This is a genomic window from Tumebacillus permanentifrigoris (assembly GCF_003148565.1).
In the GTDB taxonomy this organism is placed as follows: domain Bacteria; phylum Bacillota; class Bacilli; order Tumebacillales; family Tumebacillaceae; genus Tumebacillus; species Tumebacillus permanentifrigoris.
Genome location: NZ_QGGL01000004.1, coordinates 96,110 through 119,708, shown reverse-complemented (window position 1 = coordinate 119,708; position 23,599 = coordinate 96,110). Strand labels below are relative to the sequence as shown.

General features: G+C 57.2%; 20 protein-coding genes. 15 read left to right on the top strand and 5 right to left on the bottom strand.

Annotation, left to right across the window (positions count from 1 at the left end; genetic code table 11):
* Window position 1 precedes the first annotated feature (1 nt).
* The 3 genes from C7459_RS05810 to C7459_RS05800 all read left to right on the top strand — a co-directional run bounded on the left by C7459_RS05810 (window position 2) and on the right by C7459_RS05800 (window position 5,495).
* Window positions 2-1,372, top strand: a complete 1,371-nt coding sequence (locus C7459_RS05810; protein WP_109687311.1) for a GH1 family beta-glucosidase — start codon at window positions 2-4, stop codon at window positions 1,370-1,372.
* Between the two features lie 71 nt (window positions 1,373-1,443).
* Window positions 1,444-4,230: a glycosyl hydrolase gene (locus tag C7459_RS05805; protein WP_211320346.1), complete on the top strand. Its 2,787-nt coding sequence runs from the start codon at window positions 1,444-1,446 to the stop codon at window positions 4,228-4,230.
* Between the two features lie 104 nt (window positions 4,231-4,334).
* The gene (locus C7459_RS05800) at window positions 4,335-5,495 is read left to right on the top strand and encodes an aminotransferase A (protein WP_211320345.1); all 1,161 of its coding nucleotides are present in this window, start codon (window positions 4,335-4,337) and stop codon (window positions 5,493-5,495) included.
* A gap of 41 nt (window positions 5,496-5,536) precedes the next feature.
* Here the strand turns inward: C7459_RS05800 and C7459_RS05795 are convergent, their stop codons facing one another.
* Window positions 5,537-5,965: a hypothetical protein gene (locus C7459_RS05795; protein WP_109687307.1), complete on the bottom strand. Its 429-nt coding sequence runs from the start codon at window positions 5,963-5,965 to the stop codon at window positions 5,537-5,539.
* A 167-nt stretch (window positions 5,966-6,132) separates the two neighbouring features.
* Between C7459_RS05795 and C7459_RS05790 the strand changes: the two genes are divergently transcribed.
* The 3 genes from C7459_RS05790 to C7459_RS05780 are packed head-to-tail and all read left to right on the top strand — an operon-like array spanning window position 6,133 to window position 7,362.
* A complete protein-coding gene (locus C7459_RS05790) occupies window positions 6,133-6,420 on the top strand; it encodes an autorepressor SdpR family transcription factor (RefSeq protein WP_109687304.1) in 288 nt (95 codons plus the stop codon).
* Window positions 6,417-7,085, top strand: coding sequence for an SdpI family protein (locus C7459_RS05785; protein WP_109687302.1), 669 nt, complete (start codon window positions 6,417-6,419; stop codon window positions 7,083-7,085). The genes C7459_RS05790 and C7459_RS05785 overlap by 4 nt, the downstream gene beginning before the upstream one ends.
* 1 nt (window position 7,086) lies before the next feature.
* Window positions 7,087-7,362: a DUF1294 domain-containing protein gene (locus tag C7459_RS05780; protein WP_245884405.1), complete on the top strand. Its 276-nt coding sequence runs from the start codon at window positions 7,087-7,089 to the stop codon at window positions 7,360-7,362.
* Between the two features lie 53 nt (window positions 7,363-7,415).
* On the opposite strand, the gene C7459_RS05775 is transcribed toward C7459_RS05780, so the two are convergent.
* The 3 genes from C7459_RS05775 to C7459_RS05765 form a co-directional block, all read right to left on the bottom strand.
* On the bottom strand, window positions 7,416-8,309 hold the full coding sequence (locus C7459_RS05775) for a TIGR01777 family oxidoreductase (protein WP_109687298.1): 894 nt from the start codon (window positions 8,307-8,309) through the stop codon (window positions 7,416-7,418).
* Between the two features lie 205 nt (window positions 8,310-8,514).
* Entirely contained in the window at window positions 8,515-9,720 is a 1,206-nt protein-coding gene (locus C7459_RS05770; protein ID WP_109687296.1) for a glycerate kinase, read from the bottom strand.
* Window positions 9,717-10,538 carry an MBL fold metallo-hydrolase gene (locus C7459_RS05765; RefSeq protein ID WP_170119294.1) on the bottom strand — a complete coding sequence of 274 codons (822 nt, stop codon included), beginning with the start codon at window positions 10,536-10,538 and terminating at the stop codon, window positions 9,717-9,719. Before C7459_RS05765 ends, C7459_RS05770 begins: the two co-directional genes overlap by 4 nt.
* Before the next feature lie 198 nt (window positions 10,539-10,736).
* Between C7459_RS05765 and C7459_RS05760 the strand changes: the two genes are divergently transcribed.
* Both C7459_RS05760 and C7459_RS05755 read left to right on the top strand, forming a co-directional pair.
* Window positions 10,737-12,986 (top strand): S-layer homology domain-containing protein, encoded by a 2,250-nt coding sequence (locus C7459_RS05760; RefSeq protein ID WP_109687292.1) that lies wholly within the window; start codon window positions 10,737-10,739, stop codon window positions 12,984-12,986.
* 51 nt (window positions 12,987-13,037) lie between these two features.
* The gene (locus C7459_RS05755; RefSeq protein WP_109687289.1) at window positions 13,038-16,727 is read left to right on the top strand and encodes an S-layer homology domain-containing protein; all 3,690 of its coding nucleotides are present in this window, start codon (window positions 13,038-13,040) and stop codon (window positions 16,725-16,727) included.
* A gap of 42 nt (window positions 16,728-16,769) precedes the next feature.
* Here C7459_RS05755 and C7459_RS05750 read toward each other — a convergent pair whose 3' ends face one another.
* Window positions 16,770-17,630, bottom strand: coding sequence for an SDR family oxidoreductase (locus C7459_RS05750; RefSeq protein WP_109687287.1), 861 nt, complete (start codon window positions 17,628-17,630; stop codon window positions 16,770-16,772).
* Between the two features lie 166 nt (window positions 17,631-17,796).
* On the opposite strand from C7459_RS05750, the gene C7459_RS05745 reads away from it, so the two are divergent.
* From C7459_RS05745 to C7459_RS05715, 7 genes are all read left to right on the top strand, one after another.
* On the top strand, window positions 17,797-18,630 hold the full coding sequence (locus C7459_RS05745; protein ID WP_109687285.1) for an IucA/IucC family C-terminal-domain containing protein: 834 nt from the start codon (window positions 17,797-17,799) through the stop codon (window positions 18,628-18,630).
* Window positions 18,631-18,723: 93 nt separating this feature from the next.
* A complete protein-coding gene (locus tag C7459_RS05740; protein ID WP_109687283.1) occupies window positions 18,724-19,095 on the top strand; it encodes a VOC family protein in 372 nt (123 codons plus the stop codon).
* The gene (locus tag C7459_RS05735) at window positions 19,092-19,742 is read left to right on the top strand and encodes an MOSC domain-containing protein (RefSeq protein WP_245884404.1); all 651 of its coding nucleotides are present in this window, start codon (window positions 19,092-19,094) and stop codon (window positions 19,740-19,742) included. Before C7459_RS05740 ends, C7459_RS05735 begins: the two co-directional genes overlap by 4 nt.
* Before the next feature lie 63 nt (window positions 19,743-19,805).
* A complete protein-coding gene (locus C7459_RS05730; RefSeq protein ID WP_109687279.1) occupies window positions 19,806-20,141 on the top strand; it encodes a hypothetical protein in 336 nt (111 codons plus the stop codon).
* A 169-nt stretch (window positions 20,142-20,310) separates the two neighbouring features.
* Window positions 20,311-20,817, top strand: coding sequence for a hypothetical protein (locus tag C7459_RS05725; protein ID WP_170119293.1), 507 nt, complete (start codon window positions 20,311-20,313; stop codon window positions 20,815-20,817).
* A 164-nt stretch (window positions 20,818-20,981) separates the two neighbouring features.
* A complete protein-coding gene (locus C7459_RS05720; protein ID WP_109687275.1) occupies window positions 20,982-22,070 on the top strand; it encodes a CotH kinase family protein in 1,089 nt (362 codons plus the stop codon).
* Between the two features lie 194 nt (window positions 22,071-22,264).
* On the top strand, window positions 22,265-23,590 hold the full coding sequence (locus C7459_RS05715) for an arsenic transporter (protein ID WP_109687273.1): 1,326 nt from the start codon (window positions 22,265-22,267) through the stop codon (window positions 23,588-23,590).
* The last annotated feature ends 9 nt before the right edge of the window (window positions 23,591-23,599 follow it).

Sequence of the window (23,599 nt, the reverse complement as noted above, 5' to 3'; positions counted from 1 at the left end):
CATGAAACAATTTCCGAAGGATTTTCTGTGGGGTGTGGCAACCGCCAGCTATCAAATAGAAGGAGCGGCGCAGGAAGGGGGTCGCTCACCCTCGATCTGGGATGACTTCGCACGCACACCGGGCAAGGTGTTCGAAGGTCATACCGGTGACGTGGCCTGCGACCACTACCACCGCTATCCAGAAGATGTGCATTTAATGAAGGAACTTGGCGTGCAAGCGTACCGTTTCTCGATTTCGTGGTCGCGTCTGTTCCCGGAGAAGGGCGTGTTCAACCAAGCGGGCTTGGAATTTTACAAGCGGCTGATCCGCGAGCTGAAGGCCAGAGGCATTCAACCTGCCGCCACGATCTACCACTGGGATCTGCCGTCCTGGGCGCAAGCAGAGGGCGGGTGGGCCAATCGCGATACGGTCCTGCACTTTGTGGACTACGCGACGACGCTGTTCCGCGAGTTGGGTCGGGATGTTGGAGTCTGGATCACGCACAACGAGCCGTGGTGTGCGGCATTTCTCGGCTACGGGGAAGGCGTCCATGCGCCAGGGCATCAAGATTGGCGAGAAGCGTTGATCAGCTCCCACCATCTGCTGCTCTCGCACGGGTTGGCGGTGCAAGCGTATCGCGACATGGGGCTGACGGGCGAGATCGGGATCACCTTGAATTTCACGCCGACGGATGCGGCGAGCGACGCTCCGGCAGATGTGATCGCGGCCTCGCGTTGGGATGGGTATGCCAACCGTTGGTTCCTCGACCCGCTGTTCAAGGGGCACTATCCTGTGGACATGATTGAGTGGTTCGGGGAGCAGTTCGGGCCGTTAGCTTGCATCCAACCGGGTGACCTCGAGACGATCGCGGTGCCGATCGACTTCCTCGGCGTGAATTTCTACAGCCGCAACATCTCGAAGGCAGGCGCCGACAACGCGCTGCTCGGCATCTCCTTTGACGAAGCCCGCGGGCCTGTCACCGACATGGGCTGGGAGGTGCATCCTGAATCGTTGTATCGTCTCTTGAAACGCTTGGAACAGGAATACACCGGACGCCTGCCGTTGTACATCACGGAAAATGGTGCGGCGTATCCGGATCAGATAACCGGCGATGCTGTGCATGACCCCGAGCGGGTGCGCTACTTGCATGAGCATCTCGAAGCTTGCCAGCAGTTTGTCGCGGAGGGCGGCAATCTGAAAGGCTATTACGTCTGGTCGTTCCTCGACAATTTCGAATGGGCATTTGGGTATTCGAAGCGATTTGGCATCGTGTATGTGGATTATGAGACCCAGCGACGCATCCCGAAGGACAGCGCGCTGTGGTTTGCGCGAACGATTGCGGACAACGGAGTCCAACCAACCAGAGCGACATCGGACGCGCCATCCTCTTGAAAGGGGTGATGCTGTGATTGATGCCGGGGCAAGGCGGATGTGAACATAAATAGAAAAAGGGAGGATTTCACATGAAAAAGAAAACGCGCAACTGGGTGGGAGTCGGTACGTCGTTGATGACGGTGGCGGCGCTGACGCTGCCAACAACAGGAGCATGGGCCGGAACGGTCACGGTCGGAGCTGGGAGTTACACCAACACGCTCCCCGCTGGACAGACAGGCGTGCAAGGCGCGATCTACAAGACGGCCAATGTCACGGGCGCGATGCCGACCAACGATTGGTGGAGTTCGGTGGCATGGGAGCAGTACTCAGATGCGATGTTCCCACACCCGCTGTCGGTGCAAGCGGCGCAAGCAGGCTTGAAACTGGGCTATCCCACACAAGTCGGATCGACGAACACGATGTTCGGCTCGATGGCGAATGACCTGACGCTTAGCTCCTCGGCGGGGACGTATCCAGACACCAAAGTCGATGGCTATTCGGACTGGACGGTCTCGATGTTGTTCAGCAACGGCACCAACTCGATGCGTGTGACGTCGGGACACGGCTTGCCGTTCGTCTACAGCACGTTCGTGAACAGCACGCCGAAGCTCACCTTTGCCAGTGCGCCGACCGTCTGGTCGGGAGCCAACGGTTCGAACGTGCTCGGGATCACCATCAACGGTCATCACTACGCGCTGTTCGGCCCGACCGGTTCGGCTTGGTCGGGGGTCGGCACATCGACTTTGAGCAACAATTTGGGTGGCAAAGACTATCTCTCGATCGCCCTGCTGCCCGACAATACGGCGGCGACCTTGAATGCGTACAAAACCTACGCGTACTCGTTTGTCACAGACACCAAAGTCAACTGGTCGTACAACGCCGCCACGTCGAAAGTCAACACCACCTACAACATCACGACGACAGCCAAAGAAGGCACCCAGACCGGCACGATCATGGCACTCTACCCGCACCAATGGAAATCCGCGACCACGCCGCTGTCCAGCTACACCTATGACAGCATCCGAGGCACGCTGAAGACGATCACCGGTTCCTCCTTCAACACCGCGCTGACCTACCAAGGGATCACCCCGTACTTGCCACCCGTCGGCACGTATGACAATGCCACCCTCAACAGCTACGTGGAACAAGTGCGCACGGAAGCGAACAACCACAACGCAGGCACTTCGCCCGACACGTACTGGGGCGGTAAATACCTGCAACGCATCTCCAACCTGATCCCGGTCGCGCAACAGCTCGGCAATACAGCGGCGGTCAGCAACTTCGAGTCGTTCCTCGAGAGCACGCTCAGCACGTACTTGAAAGCGACCGACAGCAGCGGGGCTGCCAAAGCGAACAACCTGTTCTACTACGACAACAACTGGGGCACGCTGATCGGCTACCCAGCAAGCTATGGATCGAACAACGAATTGAACGATCACCACTTCCATTATGGCTACTGGATTCGCGCGGCGGCCGAAGTGGCGCGCAACAACCCGAGCTGGGCGACAACTGCCAATTGGGGCGGCATGGTCAATCTGCTGATCAAGGACTTCGCGAACTGGGATCGCACCGATACCTCGTTCCCGTTCCTGCGCAACTTTGACCCGTATGCAGGTCATTCGTGGGCAGCGGGACACGCGATGTTTGCAGATGGCAACAACCAAGAATCCTCTTCGGAAGCAGCCAATGCATGGGCGGCGCTCATCCTCTGGGGCGAGCAGACCGGCAACACGCAGATTCGCGACCTCGGGATCTACCTGTACACGACGGAGACCCAAGCGATCAACCAGTACTGGTTCAACATCGACGGCACGAATTTCAAGCCGGGCTTCAACCACAACTACGCTTCGATGATCTGGGGTGGCAAGGCCGACTATGCAACCTGGTTCACCGCAGACATTCAGAAGATTCGCGGCATCAACGTCCTGCCGGTCACACCTGCGTCCAACTACCTCGGGTACTCGCCCGCGTACTCCAGCAACTGGATTACCCAGTTGAAAACGGAAAACGGCAACTCCAATGCGTGGAGTTCCTGGGCCGACATCCTCTGGGAGTACCAAGCGATGTACGATCCGGCAGGTGCGATCGCGCTGTACAACGCCAATCCGGGGTACATCCCGGAAGAGGGCGAATCGAAGGCGCACACCTACCACTTCCTGCATGAGATGAACGCGCTCGGACAGATCGATACCTCGGTGACGGCGAACACCCCGCTCTATGCCGTCTACAAAAAAGGCACCACCCGCAATTACGTCGCCTACAACGCCAGCAGCACGGTAAAAACCGTCACGTTCTCAGACGGGAAAACGCTCAGCGTCCCGGCGAATTCGATCGCGACATCTGCGGCTGTCAACGGTGGCGGTGGCGGCGGTGGTACCACCACGGGCAACGTGCTGTATGTAAAAAGCGGCGGTGTGCTCAGCACGACCGCCGGGTCTGGCGCATCGTCCGACACGATCGCCTCGGGTGGCGGGGTCAACCACGATGGCACGCCGACCAATCCTTCGATCTACACGATCACCGGTCTGAACGGCACCTACGATTCCACCAAATCCACCGGGTTTGACCTGTTCGTCGATGCTGGCGTGAACATCGCGGACGGTGTACAGGCACAAGTTCAGTATGATTTCACTGGCGACGGAACGTGGGATCGCACGGAAACGTTCCAGTACTTCCCGACCAATGACGTGGCAAACTGGGAGGACTACACGCAAGCCCAAGGTCTGAAGTCCGCGACCGGTGCCTTCTCCAACCTCAGCAACGGCAAGGTTCGCGTCCAAGTCTGGAACGCGATTGGCAACACGGCGACCTCCTTGCGCGTGAATGCAGGCACGACGGAAGGCTCCGTTTCCAAAGTCAACATCCCGTTCAACTAAGCGCAGAAAAAAGGGAAGTTCCCGCACGCGGGGACTTCCCTTTTTCGAGGAGGAGTGTGATACGATGGAGCCATGAGCCTGACAGCAGGAGAGGGATGAACAGGATGGAGCATCTAGTCAATCAGCATGTGCGGGAGATTCAAGTCTCCGGCATCCGTAAATTTTCAATGCGCGTCGCCGCCTACGAGGACGCGATCTCGCTGACCCTTGGGCAGCCGGACTTCCCGACGCCTGAGCATATCAAGGAAGCGGCGAAGCGAGCGATCGAGCAGAACCAAACGGTCTACACGCTCAATGCGGGCCTGCTCGATCTGCGTCGCGCCGCTTGCCAGTTTGTCGCCACGCGCTATGGTCAACACTACGACCCGGCGACAGAGGTGATCGTGACCAATGGAGCTTCGCAAGCCATCGACGTCACGCTGCGCACCATCCTCGAACCAGGGGTGGAAGTGATTCTCCCCGGGCCGGTCTATCCGGGCTACGAGCCGATCGTCAAGCAATGTGGTGCGATCCCCGTCTATGTCGATACGCGGGAAACCGGGTTCAAGCTGACAGCGGAAGGGATTCGGGCGAAACTGACCGACAAGACCCGCGCTGTGCTCCTGCCCTATCCGTCCAATCCGACGGGTGTGGTGCTGGAGCGCGCTGACTTGGCAGCGATTGCAGACCTGTTGCGCGACCGCGAGATTTTCGTGATGTCTGATGAAATTTACAGCGAGTTGGTGTATGGGGAACAGGGTCATCATTCGATTGCCAACGAGCCGGGGATGCGGGTGAAGACGATCGTCATCAACGGGCTCTCCAAGTCACACTCGATGACCGGCTGGCGGATCGGGTTCACATTGGCCCCGGCAGAGATCTCGCAACATCTGATCAAAGTGCATCAGTACAGTGTCAGTTGTGCGTCCTCGATCTCGCAGTTTGCCGCGTTAGAGGCGCTGACGAACGGTGTGGATGACGCGCTTCCGATGCGTGCGGAGTATCTCAAGCGCCGCGACTATGTGTATGACCGTCTGCTTGCGATGGGGCTGGCGTGCGAGAAGCCGGAGGGGGCGTTCTACTTGTTCCCATCGGTGCAGGAGTTCGGTCTGCCGTCATTCGAGTTCTGTCTGCGCATGCTGGAGACGGAGAAACTGGCCGTGGTGCCGGGGGATGCCTTCTCAGATTATGGCGAAGGGTACATCCGGTTGTCCTATGCGTACTCGATGGAAGCGTTGCAGGAAGCGTTGGATCGGATGGAGCGATTTGTCCAGTCGTTGCGCTAGTGGAAAAAAGGCTCGACCCTCGATGCGGGTCGGGCCTTTTTTTAGGAAGAGGAGCCTTGTAGGTACTGGAAGATTCCTGAGGTGATGCAGGCGAGCAGGATCACTTGCAAGACGGCGATCTCGACGAACAATTCATAGAGGGTGACCGCTGCTAGGGCATACGCGACGGTGTACCAGATTTTGCGATGGCGTTGGTGCATCCGTTCGGCGACGAGGCGTTGGAAGGCTTCGTAGATGTCTTGGAGGTTGAAGCGCAGGTAGGGCGAGAGGAAGTCGCTGCGCAGGGAGTTGCGCGTGATCTTGATGTTCAATTTCTGGGTCAGCTCATAGAGGATGTCGAGCGTCATTTTTGGCTCGGGCGCGATGTCGTGAACGAAGGTGACCGGTTGGAGGTCGAGGGAGCGCAGTCCGTAGGCCGCGCGGCGTTCGTTGAGCAGGTCGAGAAACCGGACGAGCGATATGTTTTTCATCAGCGGAGCCTCCTTAGCATGTTCAGAAATGTTGTATAATTTGACCCAGATGGGACAGAGTGGTTACAGGGGAATGATTGCAGTTCTGTGACAAAATTGACAAGTGTGTGGGGAAGGCATATGATCGATTTAGATGATTCTCTAAATGTCTAAGGGAGAGGGATCGTATGAACGAGTCGTTCAAGGCGTTGTCCGACCCGACTCGCCGACAGATTATCAAGTTGTTGCGGGAGCGGGATCTTACAGCGGGCGAGATCGCGGAGCAGTTTTCGATGACGAAGCCGAGTATCTCTCACCATTTAAATTCTCTCAAGTCTGCAGGGCTCGTCCTCGATGAGCGACGCGGGCAGCACATCGTCTATTCGTTGAACACGACGGTGGTGCAGGAAGTGGTAGGCTGGTTTTTAGAAGTTCTGGGTACTGATGATGAGAAGAAAGGGGATGTGAGCCGATGAAGTCGCAGATGAAGTGGGGCGTCACCGACATCATGCTTGCCGTGATCGGGCTCCTGCCGTTTGGATATGGAGTGCTGGTCTATGATCGACTGCCCGAGACGATGGCGACCCACTTTGGCATGCAGGGGGAGGCGGATGGGTGGCAGGGGAAGGGCTCATTTCTCGCTCTGATGGCGTTGTTGACGTTGGGGTTGCCGATGTTGATGAAGGTGACGCGACGGATTGATCCGCGTTCGGAAAACTATGAGAAGTTTGAACATGTGTATGATATTTTTCGACTCGGGATCACCTTGATCCTGTCGGCGGCGATGGGGGCGACGATTTTTTTCAATCTCGGGTACGCGTTCTCGATGCAGATGTTCGCGCTGGTCGGGCTGGGGTTGTTTTTTATCGTGATCGGGAATTACATGGGGCAGGTTCGCTACAATTATTTCATTGGGATCAAGACGCCGTGGACGCTTGCTGATGAGGAGGTCTGGCGCCGGACGCATCGGGCGAGCGGTCCGTTGATTGTGGTGACGGGGTTAGTCTCGGTGATCGCTGCGTTCCTGCCGAATGTGGTGGCGGCGTGGGTGTTTGGGACGGTGTTTGCCGGGTCGATGTTGGTGTTCCCGATGGTGTATTCGTATCTGCAATTCCAACGGTTGCGGGGGGATGGGAAGTAGCATGGGCATTTTATTTGTCGTCGGTTTGTTTGCGGTGTTGAATGTGTATTCGTTTGTTTTGATGGGCTATGACAAGCGGCAAGCGAAACGCCACGGGCGGAGGGTGCCGGAACGGACGCTGTTCTTGCTCTCGTTTGTCGGCGGGTGTATCGGGATCTCGCTCGGGATGGAGAAGTTTCGGCACAAGACCCAGCACAAGTCGTTTCGGATCTTGGTGCCGCTGTCGTTTGTGGTGGTGGCGTTGGTTTATGGGTCTTTGTTGAAGTTGATGTTTTAAAGGGGATTGGGGGAAAAGCCTGCCGAGCAGATGTGTCTGCTTGGCAGGCTTTTTTAGTGATGGAGCAGGTGGTGCAGGGCGGGTTCGAGGGTCGGGTAGCGGAATTGAAACCCGTGGTCGAGGAGTTTCTGGGGCAAGACTTTCTGCCCTTGGAGCAAGAGGACGGATAGCTCGCCGAACAGCAGTTTCATCATGAACGCGGGCACCGGTAGCCAGTGCGGTCGCCCAGCTACTTGGCCTACGACCCGGCCGAAGTCGTCGTTGCGCAGTGGGGTGGGGGCGGTTCCGTTGACAGGGCCGGTGATCTGCGGGTTCTCGATGCAGAACTGGATGAGGCGCACCATGTCCTCTACATGAATCCATGACAACCACTGGCGACCACTCCCGACTTTGCCGCCGACGAACAGTTTGTAGGGCATAAACATTTTGGGAAATGCTCCTCCGTCCATGCCGAGCACGATGCCAACTCGCAAGGTCACGACGCGGGTAGCTGGGATCTGGTGGGCGGCTTGTTCCCACTGCTCGACGACGTCGGAGAGGAAGTGGTCGTGGACATGCGGGCTGGTTTCATCGAAGGTCGCAGTTTCGGAGAGGCCGTAGATCGACATGCCGGATGCGTTGATGATCACTTGTGGTTTGCGGGTTAGTTTCGCGACGAGGTCGGCGATCTGCCCGGTTGTTTCGAGTCTGGATTGCAGGATACGGTGTTTCGCGTCGGCTGTCCAGCGCTGGTTGATCGACTCGCCGGCTAGGTTGATAATCGCGTCAACCCCTTCGAGGAGGTGCGGGGTTAGTGCGAGGTCGCTCCAAGTGAGGGAGGTGAGCGAGGGGTCGTGGGTGGGCTGTTTTTTACGCGAGATGAGGTAGATTTCGTGCTGGTCACGCAGGAAACTCTCGATGAGATGTTGGCCGATAAAGCCACTTCCACCTGCTATGGCGATTTTCATGGGGGGGCTCCTTTGCAGTTTGTGTGTTTGGGTTGCATGGGGGCTTTGGTGGACGGGTGCGTTGCTTGGGTGGTGGCTCCGGGCGGGGATATCGTTGCCCCGCTCAGACACCCCAATGAGGAAAATCACCTCATTGGAGAACTCGCTCCTCCAACGATATCCCCACCCTCCGCAAAGGTGGCCTGTTCGTTGGCGATCTAGCGAATTAGCGGAGTAGGCGCAGGATTTGTTCGGTGCGCTCGGTTGCCCAGACTGCAGCATGTTGCAACGCTTCGTCGAGGGTGCATGGGCCGGGGACGAGGGAAAATGCGGCCTGCAGGCCGAGTTCATCCATCTCCCCACCCGTCAGGATGGCACTTCCACAGAGGGCAATCACCGGGACTTGAGATGTCGCAGCCGCTTGGCAGACACCGGCAATCGTCTTGCCCGATAAGGTCTGGGCATCGAGGCGACCCTCACCCGTCAGGACGAGGTCCGCATCTTGCAGGTGCTGCTTGAAGTGCCCTGCTTCCAGCATCACTTCAATGCCAGAGCGCATCTCGCAGGGGAAAAAGGCCAGCAGTCCGGCGCCAGCGCCGCCTGCTGCTCCTCCACCAGGGTGGGTGTGCAGGTCTTTTTTGTCGGTGGTGTTTTGGTGTTGGGTGGTGTGGTTGAGGTGGTTGGCAAAGTGCCAAAGTGCCTCATCTAGTTGGGCGACCTGCTCTGGGGTCGCCCCCTTTTGGGGACCAAAGATAGCAGAGGCTCCGGTGGGGCCGGTCAACGGGTTCTGGACGTCGGTCGCGATTGTGAAAGTGGACTCTTGAAGGCGCGGGTCAAGCCCGCTCGCGTCGAGCTGCTGCAAGCGGGCCAATGCCCCGCCTCCGCGCGGGAGGGGCTGACCCTGTGCATCCAGCAAGCGCAGTCCCAACGCTTCCAAGAGTCCTGCCCCACCATCGTTGCTCGCACTTCCTCCGAGCCCGATCAGGAAGTTTCGATGCCCAGCATCCAACGCATGCCGGATCAGCTCCCCCGTCCCATACGTGGTCGTGACCAGCGGGTTCCGCTCCTCTGGAGCCAGCAACGGCAGCCCCGAGGCTTGTGCGAGTTCGATGACAACCAGACTTGGGTTGGTGTGGGCAAGCCCATTGCTACTGTCGCTGTTGTTGCCGTTTCGGGCAGTGAATTCACCGAGTGCGCCATAGTGGGCCTTGAGGGGCCGCCCGAGTGGGTCGGTGACCTCGACTTGTACGGAATGGCCGCCTGTGGCTAGAATCAGCGTCTCCATCGTACCTTCGCCGCCGTCCGCAAGCGGCAACATGACGACGTCGGCATCTGGGAAGACGCGCAGGATTCCAGTGCGCATCGCTTGGCAAAGTTCACGGGCAGTGAGCGACCCTTTGAAGGAGTCGGGGGCGACGACGACTTTTTTCATGGACGAAGCTCGCGGGTGATCAGGTTGATGTTGTCTTGGTGGAAGCGCGGGAACGTGCGCGCGAATGTCCAGTGCTCAATCATGGTGCGCAATTCCTCTGGACGGTCGTGGAGGATGCAATCCCGGACTTGGGCGATGTAGGAAAGTGACTCCTGTTGACGGCGGCGAATCTCGCCGCAATCCTCGGTGATGGAACCGTGTCCAGGGACGAGCAACGAGACTTCGTGGTGCTGGAGGATGTGCTCGACTTTGTGCATCGTGCGCTCGTAGTCTGTACTGCTGTAATAGATGAAGGGAAACTCCGCGTCCGACAAATAGTCGCCCGCGAGGAAGACACCAAGCGGCTCCACGATGGTGAACAGTCCATCGAATGTATGTCCGTGTGCATGGTAGAAGGTAATCGTCGTCTCCCCGATCGTCAGTTGCTGACCCTCGTGTTCGATGATATGATCGACGGTCGGGAATTCGACCGGATAGGGCGGGACGATGTAGTTCTCACTGTAAAAGTCTTCGATTGCGGAGAGTTTGCGTTGGCGCTGGGCTTCTGGATAGGTATGTACGGCGGCGCTGGCGATGACGAGCGCATCCGGGAAGGCTCGGTAGCCGATGATATGATCCCAGTCCGCATGGGTGAACAACAGGTAGAGCGGGCGCGTACCACGGATCGCTTCCACGTGTTGACGAATCGTCTCGACTTCCTCGGGTAACCAGCAAGGATCGACGACGAGCACGAGGTCTGGTGTGACCAGTACGGTGGAGGTCGTTTGTTGCAATTGGCTTTGGAAAACGGTGATGTCTCTTGCGCGATAGGAAATCATAAGTCTCCTCCTCACGTGGTTTCTTGTTAGTTTCATCTTAGGGTACGTGGAAGATTGGTGCAAGACCTACAGGTTTTTACAAAAAATTACGTTCCCTTATTTTTCATTTTCTACGATTGAAGGAATGGTTAAAGGAAAGGTATAATTAGAGTGTAGGAGTATGATCGTTATTCTAAAGTCTTTTAGGAGCGTGAACTTATGAAGATACAAATGGCAAAATGGCTGGTGGCGACGCTTGTGCTGACCACGACGATGAGCCCGTCCGCAGCCTTGGCTGAACATACATCAAAATCGAGCTCGTTTGTGGATGTAGGGGATGTCGCAAAAGCCAAGCAGGATGCAATCCTCCAAGCGTCGCAACAAGGTCTGCTCGATGGCGACCCGAACGGACAATTCCGACCGAGGGAGACCTTGACTCGTCAAGAATTGGCGGCGCTGTTGGTGCGAGCACTGAACTTGCCGCTGCCAGCAGGCCCGAAGTCGTCCTATCAGGACGTTGCACAAGGAGATTGGGGCAGTGCGTACATCGAAGCTGTGAAGCAAGCGGGGCTGATGAACGGTGATGGCGGGTCGTTCCGCCCGAATGATTCGTTGACTCGTGAAGAGCTGGCGACCGTGTTTGCCCGCGCTGTCCATGCCGTTGGCACGCATGGCGGTCTTGATACGCAGTTGCGTGACCAAGGCAAGGTCAGCTCGTGGGCAGGGGACGCGGTCGATGCGGCGGTACGGCTCGGTTTGATCGACACGCCCGATGAGCAGTTGAATCCGACCGGCTTGGTACAACGCCAAGACATCGCGGGCTTCCTGTTGGACATCTTCCAATCAGGGGAACGCTCGGCGACGATCACCAAGGTCGAGGGCGATGTGGTCACGATCGATGGCAAGCCGTTTTTGGTTGACGACAAGCTCAAGAAGTTGTTGGGGGATCGCAATCAGCAAGCGCTGGTCGGGGCGGTTCTGAAGTACAAATCCACCAACCGCAGTGTCGGCGACCTTTCGGAACTGGAGATCGTGCAGAGCGGGGTCACGCTGGACACCAGTGGGGCCACTTTTGACGGAAGTTTGCGAATTGCGGCTGACAAGGTGGCGGTCAAAGGGAACGCCTTGCAACAAGTCGTTTTGAAAAAGGGCGTTTCCAGCGTAACTCTGGATTCGGCTGTCAAACAGGTCGTGCTCGACACCGATCAAAAAGTCACGTTGAACGGAACCGGGAAACTGCAAGAATTGCAAGTCACGAATATCCATGCGCAAGTGGTCGTGGGCAACTCCGTTTCCATTGAGAAAATTCAACTGCCGGACAATGTGAAACTGTCGCAGGTGATTCAGAATCTCGATCAGGTGAAGCGACAGATCAAGGACGTTCAGGGTGGTGTGGATGATCGTTCGAACCAGACCCCATCGCCAACCCCGACTCCTGCACCGACGCCGGTCAATCATAAACCGACTGTGGTCACCCAACCGGGCGATCTGACGAAAGTGGTAACAGGCGGCCCGATGACGGTGAGCGTCGCGAACGTATTTGCTGACGCGGACGGAGATGCGCTGACGTATACGGCTGTGTCCTCGGCCACCAATGTTGCGACGGTGGTTGTGAACGGAAGTCAGTTGGTGATCACGCCGGTCAACGCGGGCACTTCCGAGATTGCGGTCACTGCGGATGATGGCAAGGGCGGTACGGAACAAGTGAAGTTCCATGTCACCTTCGAACCGGTGGTGCTCCCTCCAGTCAACCATGCGCCGACGGTGCAAAATGTGATCACTCCGGTCACGGTGACGGTGGGGGATAACTCGCAGTCGGTCAGCCTCGCGAATGTGTTTACAGATGCAGATGCCGACATGTTGACCCTCGATGCGGTGTCCTCCGCAACGGACGTCGCAACGGTCTCCGTAGATGGAAACGACTTGGCCATCACTCCGCTTCAAGCAGGCACGACAACGATCACCGTCTCCGCTAATGACGGCAACGGTGGCGTTGTACAGACCACGTTCACGATCACGGTCGAAGAGATCAAGACTCTGTTCTTCTCCGAACTCGTCTGGGGTCAGGATGACCCCAATCTGCAAATTATTGAGCTGTTCAACCCGACAGGCCAGCCGCTCGATGCCTCGAAGATTCGCATCGAGCGCATGAACGGTGGCGCTCCCATCGTGATCGAGAATTCGACGGTCCCTGCTAGCGGTACGTTCACGATCGGTGAATCCTTCTATTTTGGCGACGTAGCTGTGGATTACAATTCGATGATGAATTTCTACGAGGATGACTCCCAACCGGTTGAACTTCATCTCTTTTATGATAACGTGCTTGTCGACATCGCGATCTTCACGCCTCACAAGTCCCTGGGTCGTGTCAGTGGCACTGTTCATGGAACTACGTCTGCCTATGATTCGGCGCAATGGAACGATGAAGGGGTCGACAATGTTGATGACCTCGGCCAGTACACCCCCTAAGTCCGCAAGCCACTCTCTTTCAAAAAGTACAAGTTGGGGTGAGGAATCTCTATGAAAAATCAACGAACCAACTGGCTGATTGCAACTCTCGCAATGAGCACGATCTTGGCACCGAACAGTTTCGTATCCGCCGCCTCGGCGGCAACAGATGCCACGCAGAAAACGGTCACGTCCGCCACACCTAGCCTGTTGTTCCACGACCTGCAAGGCGTGTCAGCCGAACGTCAGGACAGCATCCGACGCGCGGTGCAAGCGGGCCTCCTGCACGGTGATTCGTCCGGCAGTTTCCGCCCTGCTGACACTCTGACCCGCGAGGAGATGGCGGTCCTGTTGACCCAAGCGCTGCAACTTCCGCTCGGCTCGACAGCATCCACCTACTCGGACGTTCAGCCGAACGGGTGGGCAAGCCGCTACATCGAAGCGGTGCGCAACGCGGGCATGATGGTCGGTGACGGCAACGGCTCGTTCCGTCCCACAGACTTCATCAATCGCGAGGAACTGGCGGTGCTGCTCATGCGCGCCGCCCAGCTCCCGCTGTCCGCAGACGCTACCGACAGCTCCTCCATCAAGGATTGGAACGGCATCAGTCCTTGGGCCCAACCTTTCGTCAACACCGCGCTCCAAGCAGGTGCGATGCAGGCGGTAGAAACTGGCTTCCAACCGAGCACGCCCGTACAACGACAGGACATCGCGGAGATGCTGCTGGCGACGTTTTTCCCCACCGAACGTCCCGCGTTTCTACAGCGCGTGGAGGACGGGAAAGTCTGGATCAACGGTGTGGCCTACCAGCTCTCCGACTCGGTAAAAGGCGTGTTGCACCCGGAGAATTCCGCCATTTTACAAGGGGCCAAGGTACAATTCACAGCCGTTGACCGCACGATCAAGTCGATCACCAAATTGGAATTGCACGCCAGCGGTCAGGCAGCAGCCGCGCAATCCGCCGAATTCAGCGGCAACCTCACGCTGGACGGTCACGGTGCAACCCTTGACGGGGACTTGATTCTGGCCGGGAATTACCTGACTGTCAGCAACCTAACCGTAGCCCACGACTTCCAGATCACACCGGAACTCACCAACGATTTCTCCGCCCATCATCTGCAGGTGCAGGGCAAGACCCTGATCCAAGGGGGCGACCAAGATACCGTCCTGTTCGAAGCTTCACAATTGCAGAGTGTCGAGGTCTCCAAGCAGGATGTCCACGTGGTGGCACTTGGAAACAGCTCCGTGCAACAGATGACACTCTCCTCCGATGCCACGATCACCAACGATTCCACTTCGACCCTGCAACAAGTCACCCTCGCCACGGGAGCCCAACAAGTAAACTTGCAGGGCTCCGTGAAACAGGTTGTGATCAACAGCGCACAAGCGACCACGCTGACCGGACAGGCGGAGATCGGCAATGTCGTCGTCAACAGCTCGGCTCCGGTGACTCTGAACAGCACAGGAACCGTCGGAAACCTGCAAGTGAACAACGCGGCCTCCTCTGTAAAAGTCAGTAGCAACACGAAGGTGTCCAACGTTTCGCTGGCGGCCGGCGTACCAGCCGCTGCTGTGAGCGGCGCAACACCTTCTGTTGGAATCACCAACACCGCGCCGATTTTGCTCTCGTCGATTCCCAATCAGTTCTTCACGGTAGGAGACAGCGATCTGCAGATCGATGCCAGCGCCTACTTCACCGATGCAGAACAAAGCGCCTTGTTATACGGGGTGTCGCCGACGAACAGCACGATCTGTAAAGCAACCGTCACTGGCACGATCATCAACTTGACCGCACTCAGCAAAGGCACCGTGACGATCTCGGTCATCGCCGACGACCAAGTCGGGAAGAGAACGGGCACGAACTTTAAAGTGACGGTCAACGCGCCACCTGCGTCTGCCGGAATTCTGGATCAGACGAAAATCCTCGGCACGGGCGATGTCTCGCTATCGTTGAACACGCTGTTCACGGATGCTGACAATGACCCCCTGACTTATCAGGTCACGGTGGCAGACCCGACGATCGCGACGTTCAATCTGACAAGTGATCAACTCACGCTCACTCCAGCACAGGTGGGCTCCACGGCCGTCACGGTAAAAGCGACCGACGGTCGCGGCGGTGTATTGACCAAGACGTTCCAACTACAGGTCGCCCCCGTTCCGAACCAACAACCGGTCGTCCAACAAACACCGAGCAACCAAGCGCTCACCGTAGGCAGCGCAGACTACACGCTGGATCTGGCTCCGCTGTTCCAAGATCCAGACAACGACGCGCTGACCTACGAAGTCGTTTCGTCCGACCCGACGAAAGCAACCGTCAGCGTGACGGGCACCCAAGCCACTGTACACGCGCTGACTTCCGGCACGACCACGATCCAACTGAAAGCGAAGGACGGTCGCGGCGGAGAAGTCACCACTTCGTTCGATGTGACGGTCAATGACGTTCCAGCGATCAGCGCGCTCCCTGCACAAACGCTGCAAGTCGGGGATGCACCGACCGTTCTGGACTTGAGTTCCTACCTGTCTGACCCGGACAACGACACATTGACCCTGTCGGCAGTTTCTGCGAACACCAACATCGCGACTGTCTCTGTCACGAACCAACAACTGACGCTAACTCCGCTGGCTGCAGGTCAAACGACCGTGACGGTAACTGTCGACGATGGGCACGGAGGTGTCACCTCGGCACCGATCTCCGTGACCGTCACGGCTGCACCGGGCCCCGTCGGCAACAACCAAGCGCCTGTGGCGGTCAGCACAATCTACGAGCAAGTCTTGACCAGCGGCGTGACCAACGCCCGTAGCTTTGACCTGACGAATTTGTTCCAAGATGGAGACGGTGACACGATGACGTTCACCGCCATAGCAGACACGCCGCAAATTGCCAACATCAGTGTCGCGGGCTCGATGCTCACGCTCACACCGGATAGCGTGGCAGGCAGCACCACCGTCACGATCACGGCCGACGACGGACATGGTGGCACCGCGACGTACAACTTCGCCGTGCGCAACGCTCCCACCGTATCCAACGGCTACATCGAAATCGCCACCAAGCAAGGTGTGGCAGATGTGAGCTACGACCTGTCGACCCTCTTCCCCGGACAAACGTCCTTCAAAGTGTACGAAGGGACTCCCGATTCCACGTTCACCGGGCCGACGACGTTGAGCGGCAAGGTCTGGACAGGCACCGCTGCCATGCCGTATGTCTGGCTGGTCGGTGCGGACGGCAGATCGGTCGTCCTCCACGTGACTTCGACACCACAAGGCGCGCCAGAACTGTTCTTCTCCGAGTATCTCGATGGGGGAGACGGGCGCATCGCCATCGAACTGTTCTACAAAGGCGACGGCGATCCTGCACACAAGGCAGAGGGCTACGAGATTGAAGTTCATCAGTATATGAAGGCTACGAACAGCATGAACGTCTGGACGAGAGCGATCTTCCCGACTTGGCCGAACATGCCGTACATCTTCATCGATTCGATTTTCTACGATGCTTTTGATATCACCAACATCACCTATTACAACGATGAACTCTCGCTGTACAACCCGCAAAGCTTTAACACGGTCGCGTTGGTGTTGAAGAAAAACGGTCAGGTCGTCGACGTGCTGGGCGACCCGAACTCGCACAATCAATTCCTGCCAAACGGCGGCACGATCATCCGCAAGCAAGGCATTTTCACCGGCTCGCAAGCCTTCGGACTCTACGGCGAGTGGAACCTCTTCCCCAAAGACACCTATCAATTTCTGGGGCGCCACACTCTGTAAGCAAAAAAAGACCCAGCCGCCAAGGCTTGGGTCTTTTTTTGGCTACCCGTTGATCACTTCGCCGCCGTTGATGTGCAGGATCTGCCCTGTCATATACGAGGCATCCTCAGATGCGAGGAACACGTAACCGGGGGCCAACTCCTCCGGTTGCCCGGCGCGTTTCATCGGGGTGTCGGTCCCAAACTTCGCCACTTGTTGCTCCGTGAACGTCGAGGGAATCAACGGCGTCCAGATCGGCCCTGGTGCCACGCCATTGACCCGGATGCCTTGCCCGACCAACATCTGCGACAGCGAGCGGGTGAACGTCACGATCGCTCCCTTGGTCGCGGAGTAGTCCAGCAGTTCCTTGTGCCCGTGGTACGCGGTGATCGAGGCGGTGTTGATGATCGCACTGCCCGATTTCAGATGTGGGAGCGCCGCCTTGGTCAGATGGAAAAAGGAAAAGATGTTCGTCCGAAACGTCCGCTCCAATTGCTCCGCCGTGATGTCGAGGATGCTTTTCTGCGGATGTTGCTCCGCCGCGTTGTTGACAAGCACATCCAACCGTCCGAATTCCTGAACAGCTTGGGTCACGGCGGTCTGGCAAAACGCTTCCTCTCCGATATCTCCGGCGATCAACACACATCTGCGGCCTTCTGCTTCCACGGCCCGCTTGGTCTCCTCGGCATCGCCATGTTCACTCAAGTAGACCACCGCGACGTCCGCACCTTCCTTGGCGTACAGCACGGCGACCGCGCGCCCGATACCGCTATCGGCCCCTGTGATCAGCGCCACCTTGCCCGTCAATTTGCCCGCCGCTCGGTAGTTTTGGTTTGCATACTGCGGGCGCGGGTTCATCTCCGACTCGATGCCCGGTCGCTGATTTTGATGTTGCGGTGGGAATCCGTTGGCTTGCTGACTCATGAAAAAAACCTCCTCTGGTCCGTGAATGGCTGTCTCTCTCAAAGTTCCCCAAATGCGATTCTCTTATCAATTACCGATAATGATTCTCAACCTCATTGACAAATAGGCACGAGATTGCATATGATTGAGAAAGGATATCAATTGGACGAGAGGAGGGACAGCGATTATGAGTCAGGAACTGGTACGCGTGCTCGACGACCTGCGCGAGAAAGGTGTGCATCTGCCGCTCTCGATCAACGCAGCGCCAGCGGGATTGGAGACGGTGCGGGTGAGCGAGTTGCTGGATGGCGGACCGCGACTGCGCGAGATCGTCGAGCGCATCGCTCAGCGCAAGGGAACCGACGATCTGGCAGCCGCTGCATCGCTTTTTCAAAAGCGCTACTGCGGGCAATTGCTCGCATCGATCCTGACCCCGCTGACCCACCTCGGACTCGGATTGTCGGCAACGGCCGAATGTATGGAGATCGTCCTCGTGGAGGACTTGCCCGCTGGGCTGGTCTTGCATGTTTCAGCAGCTCCGACCGTTCTGCGAGAACGTTTGGCACAGGAGGACGCTCTCGGTGCATTCCCCCGCGCTCAGAGCGAGGAACAGCTGCGCCAGATGGTTTTCCACGCGATGTTTGATGAGAACATCGGCCGCCTGTCGATGCAGATTGCGACAGAGATCGGGCTGTCCCTGCGCGTGATGTGGGGCAACATCGGCAACTACGCCTGCTATCTCTGCGATGAACTTTGCAAAACGCCCGACCTCAAGCAACACGCGATCCGCGATCGTGACGCGCTGCTGAATTGCACAGGTTTTGAAAGTTCCCAGCCGTTGTCCTGTGCCTGTGACAGCATCTATCTGGAGGAAGCGAATCCACCGCGTTGGTTGCGCGTGCGTTCGACCTGTTGCCTCGCGTACAAATTTGCAGGACATACTCCGTGCTACACCTGTCCGCGCCTCAGTCGCGAGGAACGGGTGGCCGCATTGGGCGAGAAAGCCCTTCATAAAGCCTGAGCCAGCGAACTGATGTCCAGAGGACGACAGTTCGCTTTTTTGCGGGTACAATGGGGGTATTATCTTGGGAGTTTTTAACTGGAGGGATCTGAGATGAGTTTCAAATATGCGGGGTTGGATCACGTACAAGTCGCGGTGCCGCAGGGTGTGGAGGACGAGGTGCGTCGTTTTTATGGGGAGTTGCTCGGCATGCAGGAGTTGGAGAAGCCGGAGAGATTGAAGGTGCGCGGCGGCGCTTGGTTCCAATGCGGTGCGCAACAACTGCATATCGGTGTGGAAGAACCGTTCGTTCCAGCGAAAAAAGCGCACCCGGCGTTCGCGGTACACGCGATTGGCGACTTGCGAGACCAACTGCTCGCAGCAGGGGTTAAGGTGCAGGACAACGACGAGATTCCCGGCGTGGTCCGCTTTTTTGTGAGCGATCCGTGGGGGAACCGTTTGGAGTTTACGGAGGTAGGCGCGTGAAGCCGATCGAGATTGTCGCGTTGTATGTGGGGAAGCCGGTGACCCTGCGTGTGCAGGAGTTGGAGGTCGCGACGGGGATCGGGAAGCAACTCGTGGCCGACAGCGTCTGGTTGTCGTTTGAACGGCTGGCAGGCGATGATGTCGCGAACACCAAGTACCACGGCGGCGAGGCGCGGACGGTGTGCGTGTATCCACAGGAGCATTACGCACACTGGGAGCAGGAATTTGGCGTGGAGTTGACGCCGGGAGCGTTTGGCGAGAACTTGACGGTGCGCGGGCTGACGGAGGAGGACGTATGCATCGGCGATACGTTCCAACTCGGGGAAGCGGTCGTGCAAGTGACGCAGGCGCGGATTCCGTGTGGCACGATTGATTTGTACAACCAACTGCCGGGCCTGTTCCGACAGACGGCGGTGCAGGCGAAGAGCGGGTACTTTTTCCGAACGGTGCAGGAGGGCGCGATTGCGCGGGACAGCGAGTTGCGCTTGCTCGAACGCGATCCGCACGGGGTGACCGTGCGTTTTTGCCTGCAGACGTGGTATCACGATCAGGACAATCGGGAAGCGATTCAGCGCATCCTCGCGGTTCCGGCCTTGGCGGATAACTGGCGGGGGATGTTGCAGAGGCAACTCGACGCGTTGCAGTAGGATGAGCGGCGGCGTTGCGGGACAACCTACGACAAGATCATTGGTCAAAAGGGGGCTTGTACCGTGACAAAGGGTGAAAAGCAAAGCTTCAAGGACTTCACCAACCAAAAGCAACTGCGAGAGACGGACGACCCGAACTACCCCGTTCAGCATCTGTCTGGGGACGCCTCTACCGATAACCGCCAGTACATCACGGAACCGAAGGAAAACACGATGGCGCTCGAAGCGATCCAAGCGAACAGCGGGATGTTCATGCATCCGATGCATGATGTCACCCAGACGGATCACATCAACGGCGACAAAGTGCTGGAGCAGCTGCAAACCGACCTCGACAAGCTGGAGCAAGGCTTTGAAGTGGACGAGGATCGTCACGACCCGAACGAACGGCAAGACTCATAAACCTTGCATGCGTGGAAAAAAGCCGGAGCTAAGTGCCCGGCTTTTTTTGCGGTGTCGGTATGGGGGTTGTGGGCATCGTGTTACTAGGTACGAGCTTGGTGAAGGAAAAAGCCAGCCTGTGTGACATGCTGGCTTTATTTACTACTTTCGGCCCTTCGGACCTTTCTTCTTGCCGGAAGATTTCTTGCCGGAAGATTTCTTTCTGCCAGAGGAGTTCTTTCGACCGGAGGAGTTCTTTCGGCCGGAGGAGTTCTTTCTGCCGGAGGAGTTCTTTCTGCCGGAAGAGTTCTTTCTGCCGGAGGAGTTCTTTCGACCGGAAGAGTTCTTTCTGCCGGAAGAGTTCTTTCTGCCGGAGGAGTTCTTTCTGCCAGAGGAGTTCTTTCTGCCAGAGGAGTTCTTTCGACCGGAGGAGTTCTTTCGGCCGGAGGAGTTCTTTCTGCCAGAGGAGTTCTTTCTGCCAGAAGAGTTCTTTCTGCCAGAGGAGTTCTTTCTGCCAGAAGAGTTCTTTCTGCCGGAGGAGTTCTTTCTGCCGGAGGAGTGCTTTCTGCCAGAGGAGTTCTTTCTGCCGGAGGAGTTCTTCTTGCCAGAGGAGTTCTTCTTGCCGGAGGAGTTGCTTTTGCGGTTGTCGTGGTCGACGGGATCGTTGTGGAGGAAGGTACCCCCGGTGATCGTCTGAAGCAGGTTCGAGAGATCTTCCTTGTTCAACTTATTCAAAATGTTTCCCCCCATTGGATTCGAGTTGCTGTATCTTACGCACAGGTGTCGACATTTGCTTTAGACACCAACATATTTCTTGGCGCCTGCATACCCTTTATTGGAAAGCTGGAAAGGTGGATGGTGATGACAACCAATCAAGACCTCCCGCTCTATTCGCTGTTCTTGCAACCTGCCGACCTGCGCACCTTGTTGCGCGACCCACAGAGCGAAGAATATGTACCCGGTCGGTTTAAATCGGGCAAGCAAGCCTACCGCATCGAGGCCTGCATTCGTGGCGCGCACACCCGCCGCTACCCCAAAAAATCCTACTCTCTCTACTTCCCCTCCCAACCCTTTCAAGGTGCTCGCGAACTGCATCTCAACGCTGAATACGCCGATCCCTCGATGATTCGCAACCGGCTCTCCTTCGCTTTTTTTGAACAACTCGGCGCCCTCGCCCCTGCAGGGCAACATGTCCGCCTGCGCCTAAATGGATCTCCAGCGGGCGTCTATCTCCAACTGGAATCGGTCGACGATCTGTTTCTTCGAAAAAGGGGCCTGCCCCCGGGCCCGATTTTCTACGCCATCAATGACGATGCCAATTTCTCGCTGCTCAGCACGATCACCGAAGACGTCAAAGACGATCTCGAAGACGGGTACGAGGAAAAAGTAGCCACCGAGGAAGACTGGGCCAGCCTCCGCCAATTCCTCTATTTCATCAACGCCAGCTCCCCAGCGGACTTTTCCCGCCATGTCGAGCAGCACGTTGACATTGAGTCCTACTTCAATTGGTTGCTCGGCGTGGTCTGCACCCAGAACTTCGATGGGTTCGTGCAAAACTACGCGCTCTACCAAAACCGTCAAAACGGGCGTTATCACTTGATCCCGTGGGACTACGATGGCACGTGGGGCCGCAACTTGCGCGGCAAACCCTTGCGCGCCGACTTCATCCCGATCACCGGATACAACACGTTGACCGCACGCCTCCTCGCTGACCCGATCCTGCGCGGCCGTTATCGCCAGCGAGTCGAGGAAGTTTTGCAAACCCTCTTCACCACCGAGGCGTTGGAGCCGCTGGTGCGAAGTCTGCTCGCCGCCGTGCGACCCGCCCTCGCCCAAGACCCGCACCGCAAGCAAACGATGGAGGAGTTTGAAGGTGAGTACGAGGTGATCCTGCGCTACATCTCGGAACGAAGGTCGTACCTGCTCGCACATCTACACGAACTCAAGTAAAAAACAGCCGGTTCCTGTCGGATCGGCTGTTTTTTTTCTGGAAATCGCACGTTGGTCTAGTCCCATCTCTGCACCTGTTGCGTACCATGAACTACGGAACAAGCAGGGGGGATACTTGACGTTCCCGGTCAGCTGTCCCCCAATGACAAGCGCGGACAAGTTGACCTGTTCTCTTGAAGGAGTGGTTGTGCGGAATGTCCACCTCAGTAGCTTTGTTAACCAGTTGTACGTTTATTTTGACGACACTGCTGATCTTTTGGCGACCTCGGCAGTTACATGAAGCGTATCCGGCCGTTGTGGGGGCAGTGTTGATGTTGTGCTTCGGCGCGGTGCCTTGGGCGGATTTGGGGTACATCCTGAACACCGTGAGCGGGGCGGCGGTGACGATCATCGCCACGATCGTGATGGCGAATGTGCTGGAGAGTTTGGGTTTTTTCCACTGGGTGGCCGAATGGATGATGCAACTCGCCAAAGGCTCAGGACGACGGTTGTTCATGTACGTGAATTTGTTGTGCTTTTTGATGACGTTGTTTTTCAACAATGATGGCAGCATCCTCATCACCACACCGATCCTGCTGATCCTGTTGAAGAAATTTTCGCTCAAGCCCAAGCAACAGATTCCCTACCTGATGAGCGGTGTCTTGGTCGCGACCGCATCCTCTGCACCGATTGGGGTCAGCAACATCGTCAACCTGATCGCGCTGAAAATCGTCGGGCTCGATCTCTATATGCAGACCGCGATGATGTTTGTACCGACCTTGCTCGGACTGGTGTTTATGGTCGGGCTGTTGTTGTGGGTCTTTCGTCGAGACCTCCCTCGAACACTCACCCCGATCGCACCGCATCATCAGATGCGTCAGGCTTCAATGTTGCACCGCGATCGCACCAAGTTCATGCGCAACGTGTTTCTGTTTGTGTTCGGCGTGCGAATCAGTTTGTTTGTCGGCTCCTATTTTGGTATACCGGTCGCGGTCGTGGCGGTTGTCGGGTCGCTGGCGCTGCTGCTCTGGCGTTGGGTGCAGATGAAAATCCCGCCGACCGACCTGTTTCAAAAAGCGCCGTGGCACATCTTTCTCTTCGCATTCGGTATGTATGTGCAGATCTACGGTTTGCATCACATGGGCTTGACCGATGGAATCATTTCCTTCGTCGAACCGCTCGTGCAGCAGGGTCGCTTGGATGCGACACTGACGATGGGGGGCTTGGTGACGGTGTTGTCCTCGCTGTTCAACAACCACCCAGGGTTGATGATCGGGACGTTGACGCTCACCAACATGCACCTCGATCCGATGACGACACAGTTGATTTATCTCGCCAACGTGATCGGGAGCGATGTCGGGTCGCTGCTGTTGCCGATCGGGACGCTGGCGACGTTGATCTGGTTTCATCTGCTCAAGCAAGCGAACATCAAGCTGGCGTGGCGCGACTATGTGCGAGTGACCGTGCTCGTCATCCCGCTGACCTTGTTGTTCATGTTGGTTGGCTTACATCTATGGGTCGAATGGTTGTTTGTTTCGTAGAGGAGGTTC